This is a genomic window from Halorubrum yunnanense (genome assembly GCF_026586675.1).
Classification (GTDB): domain Archaea; phylum Halobacteriota; class Halobacteria; order Halobacteriales; family Haloferacaceae; genus Halorubrum; species Halorubrum yunnanense.
In genome coordinates, this window is the sequence record NZ_JAODIX010000042.1 from 1 (window position 1) to 3,648 (window position 3,648).

4 protein-coding genes, 1 tRNA gene and 1 pseudogene are annotated in these 3,648 nt (G+C 63.9%); 1 reads left to right on the forward strand and 5 read right to left on the reverse strand.

What is annotated here, in order from left to right; all coding sequences use genetic code 11:
- Positions 1 to 242: 242 nt before the first annotated feature.
- The 4 genes from N5096_RS11065 to N5096_RS11080 all read right to left on the reverse strand — a co-directional run bounded on the left by N5096_RS11065 (position 243) and on the right by N5096_RS11080 (position 2,513).
- Complete coding sequence (locus N5096_RS11065) at positions 243 to 698, reverse strand: arsenate-mycothiol transferase ArsC (protein ID WP_267664725.1); 456 nt, start codon at positions 696 to 698, stop codon at positions 243 to 245.
- A gap of 366 nt (positions 699 to 1,064) precedes the next feature.
- A tRNA-Thr gene (locus tag N5096_RS11070) sits at positions 1,065 to 1,138 on the reverse strand.
- A 68-nt stretch (positions 1,139 to 1,206) separates the two neighbouring features.
- A complete protein-coding gene (locus tag N5096_RS11075; protein ID WP_267664727.1) occupies positions 1,207 to 1,779 on the reverse strand; it encodes a GNAT family N-acetyltransferase in 573 nt (190 codons plus the stop codon).
- A 107-nt stretch (positions 1,780 to 1,886) separates the two neighbouring features.
- Positions 1,887 to 2,513 carry a CBS domain-containing protein gene (locus N5096_RS11080; protein ID WP_267664728.1) on the reverse strand — a complete coding sequence of 209 codons (627 nt, stop codon included), beginning with the start codon at positions 2,511 to 2,513 and terminating at the stop codon, positions 1,887 to 1,889.
- Between the two features lie 199 nt (positions 2,514 to 2,712).
- Here N5096_RS11080 and udk point away from each other — a divergent pair, with 199 nt between their 5' ends.
- A complete protein-coding gene (gene udk, locus N5096_RS11085) occupies positions 2,713 to 3,408 on the forward strand; it encodes a uridine kinase (protein WP_267664729.1) in 696 nt (231 codons plus the stop codon).
- Positions 3,409 to 3,463: 55 nt separating this feature from the next.
- Here the strand turns inward: udk and N5096_RS11090 are convergent.
- Positions 3,464 to 3,648, reverse strand: a pseudogene (locus N5096_RS11090) (IS6 family transposase); the annotation flags it as partial.

The following is a 3,648-nucleotide window of genomic DNA, read 5'->3' on the forward strand; positions in this document are numbered from 1 at the left end:
GCCATCACCAACATAGAACCACTGTGTGAGCCGCTATAACCGTGACTCAGCATCTATTCAACACAGCAGTTTAGTCATGATTCTCGCTTCTGCCTGGTGGTTCGTTAGTGATCTGATGCCCTCTCTTTACCATGCTCACGGAAAAAGTGGCCATTGGAAGGCAGACAATGACGCTTGCTGTTGATCAGACGCGATAGCTGCTGGCATCGACCGGTCGTCGGCTGATTCCTTCCGCATCTGTGTCACCCCGCGGATACCGTTTCCGACTGTAGCTCGTCGAACAGCGCGACGACACGACGCTCGATTTCGTCGCGAATCTCGCGCACCTCCTCGAGCGAACGTTCGTGTGGGTCGTCAAGTCCCCAGTCGCGGTTCTCGCCGTTCCACGTCGCCGGGCACACGTTTGACGCCGAACAGCCCATTGTCACGACCAGATCCACCGCCTGTAACTCCTCTGGCGTCACCTCTCGTGGCGTTCGGTCGCTGAGATCGATGTCTCGTTCACCCATTGCCTCAACGACGACATCGTGAACGTGGTCGGCGGGCCGTGTCCCGCCGGTAATTATCTCGATCTGATCACTCGCTTCACGACGATCGAGTTCGCGCTGAGCGAATGCCGCCGCCATCTGGCTCCGCCCTGCGTTTTGGACACAGACGAACGCAGTTCGGTGGTCCGGTTGGCCGCTGTGGTGGTTCACGACTCGGTATGCGGGAGGTATCACTAAAGTTGTTACTTGGAACTGATAATGAGTGTTATAGAGGAGTATTGTGATTTGGATACGATTCCCAGTATTATCGGAGATAACCTTGTACTGACTGGAACCCGGTCAGAATAGGCGCGTGGTATCTTGTACAGCTAACAGAAAATATCTTGACGTTACACAGAGTATTGTGAGTACGCTCTTCTGGCAGCCCTACCAAACAATATTCAAGCGCTCACCTCCGGTTCCGCGGCTGCTGGTGCGGTTGCTATTGCGGAACATGGTGTAACATTCTGACTTTCAACAGAAGTCTGAACCCCTACGTCTGGTGATCCAGTGTGGGATTGTTCAGGTTTTTGATAGAGCCAGGGCAGGGATTTGAACCCCGGAAGTCTCGATTACAAGTCGAGTGCATGAACCGCCCATGCTCCCCTGGCGCGGCTTGGCGTACTCGGGCCTCGTATGAGTGCGTGTCGCTTTCGGCGAGCGTGACGCCGGGCCGCAATCACTCGGTTCCGGTCGCGGGCTCGTCTCCGTCGGCGCCGCCCTCGTCGGCGGCGTCGCCCTCGCCGTCCTCGTCGCCCGGGGCCTCCGACAGCGACTTCGTCAGCTCGACGCGGTGGAGGCCGTACCCGCGGTCCGCATAGAACGCGCGGGCCCGCTCGTTGTCGGCGAGCGCCTCCAGCGCGGCGACCTCGGCTCCGGCCGCCGCGAGTGCGCGCTCGGCGGCGTCTAACAGGTCGGCGCCGATTCCCTCCCCGCGGCGCCCGGGAACGACGAACAGGTTACTCACCGTTCCGCGGACGCGGTCACGATCGTACCCCTCGCGGTCGAGCGAGAAGGCCACGAAACCGATCGGGTCGTCGTCGCTATCGCCGTCACCGTCCCGAACGACGAGCAGTTCGCCCGTGACGACCGATTGGGCGACCCACTCGCGCACCGCAGCGCGGTTCGACTCGGCGAGGAGCGCCGAGCCGTGTCGTCGCTGGCCCGCCGCCAATGCGATCCACAGGTCGGCGACGTCGTCCACGTCGTCGACCGTCGCCGGCGCGATCGTCGGTCCCTCCGCGTCGGACATTCGACCTCCGGTTCGGGGCCGCGCGGCATGAGGCTACCGACGGGAGCGGCGGCGAGCGAGACGGGAACCTCGGACGTCGGCCGAGACCGGTCCGGTCTCCGCTCGTCTCACACCTCGCGGCACTCCGGACAGACGGCCTGCCCGTTGGCGGTCACAAGCTCCGGGACGAGCGCCCCGCAGCTCTCGCAGACGCCCTGCGTCGGCGAGCCCGACGCGTCCGTCGCGGCCTCTGTCGCGGGGTCGACGCCGCCGTCAGAGCCGAGCATCCCCTCGTCTCCCCGACGCGTTCCGGGGACCGATTCGTCGCCGACGGCGGTTTTCAGTGCTCCGTCGCCGGTTCGCGGCGCGCCCGCGGCGAGCGCGTCGCCGGCGGTGACGACACCCACCGCCTCGCCGGCCTCGACCGCTACGACGCGGTCGACGCCCTCGGCGATCAGTCGCTCCTCGACGGCCGCGAGCGGGTCGTCCGGCGCCACCGTCGGGAGGGGTGGGTCCATCGCGTCGCCGACGGTGGGGCCCTCCGCGTCGCCGGCGCTCCGCCCGTCGGCGTCGAGGAGCGCGCCGAGTGCGTCCCGACAGCCGAGCCGACCGACGGACTCGCCGCCCCGGACGACGACGAGGCAGTCGGTCTCCTCCTCGACCATCAGGCCCGCCGCGTCGGCCAGCCGGTCCGACTCGCTCACGCCGAGGAACTCACGATGCATCACGTCGCGAACCGTGGTATCTGTTCGCATGAACCGAGGATCCGCCGCGAGCGGCTAAAAGCTGCCCCCGGTATCGTTATACCGGTTCCGAACGTAGCGGGCCGATCGGTGCGGAAAACGACACTCTCGCGGCTCCGGGATCGCTGACGCGGTCGATATCGGCGCGCAGGGAGGCCCGTCGCGCGGGGCGAAGAGGAGGGTTCAAACCCTCCGGCGTTCGAGCGGGCACATGGCCATTCCCTCGTTCGTGATCGGGATCGCGGGAGGGACCGGCGCGGGGAAGACGACGGTCTCACGGCTCGTCACCCGCGACCTTGGCGACAGCGTCACCCGCATCCCGCTGGACAACTACTACGAGGACCTCTCGCACCTCGACTTCGAGGAGCGGCAGTCCGTCAACTACGACCACCCCTCCGCGTTCGAGTGGGAGCTCCTCCGGGAGCACCTCGAAGCGCTGTTGGAGGGCCAGTCCGTCCAAATGCCGCAGTACGACTTCGAGATTCACAACCGGAAGGAGGAGCGCGTCGCGGTCGAACCGACTGACGTCATCGTGCTTGAGGGGATCTTGGCGTTATACGACGAGGAGATAAACGCCATGATGGACCTCCGGCTGTTCGTCGAGACCGACGCTGACGTGCGCATTCTCCGCCGGATCCGCCGGGACGTCATCGAGCGTGGCCGCGACCTTGAGGGCGTCATCGACCAGTACCTCTCGACGGTGAAGCCGATGCACGAGCAGTTCATCGAGCCCTCGAAGAAGCACGCCGACGTGATCATCCCGGAGGGCGCCAACAGCGTCGCGGTGAACCTCTTGGAGGAGAAGCTCCGCGCCGAGGTCGAGGGGGACGCAGTGCGGAGCTGGGAGCGCGGCAGCTTGGAGGAGGAGCTCGGCGAGAAGCGCTCGCTCGATATGGACGACGACTGAACGGATTCGACGTTGATATTGGATCGGCGGGGTACGCCTCCAAAGCCCGGTCGCGTTAAGTTTGGCGTGAATTGTGGTAGACGGCGAAGGCTTCGAGCCAGTTTTGAGCTGTCTCTAACGCGACATTGCTGAAACTATTCGCAAACGATGATGTTCGTCGTTCTATTTCTCAAAAGACACGTTCGATAGCGTTCCGATTTCCATGTTGAATGACTTGAAATCGATAGCCGTCTTCAGCGA

Coding starts and splice junctions, on each gene's coding strand:
- udk (WP_267664729.1), top strand. CDS start 2,713: ATGGCCATTCCCTCGTTCGTGATCGGGATCGCGGGAGGGACCGGCGCG.
- N5096_RS11075 (WP_267664727.1), bottom strand. CDS start 1,779: ATGTCCGACGCGGAGGGACCGACGATCGCGCCGGCGACGGTCGACGAC.
- N5096_RS11080 (WP_267664728.1), bottom strand. CDS start 2,513: ATGCGAACAGATACCACGGTTCGCGACGTGATGCATCGTGAGTTCCTC.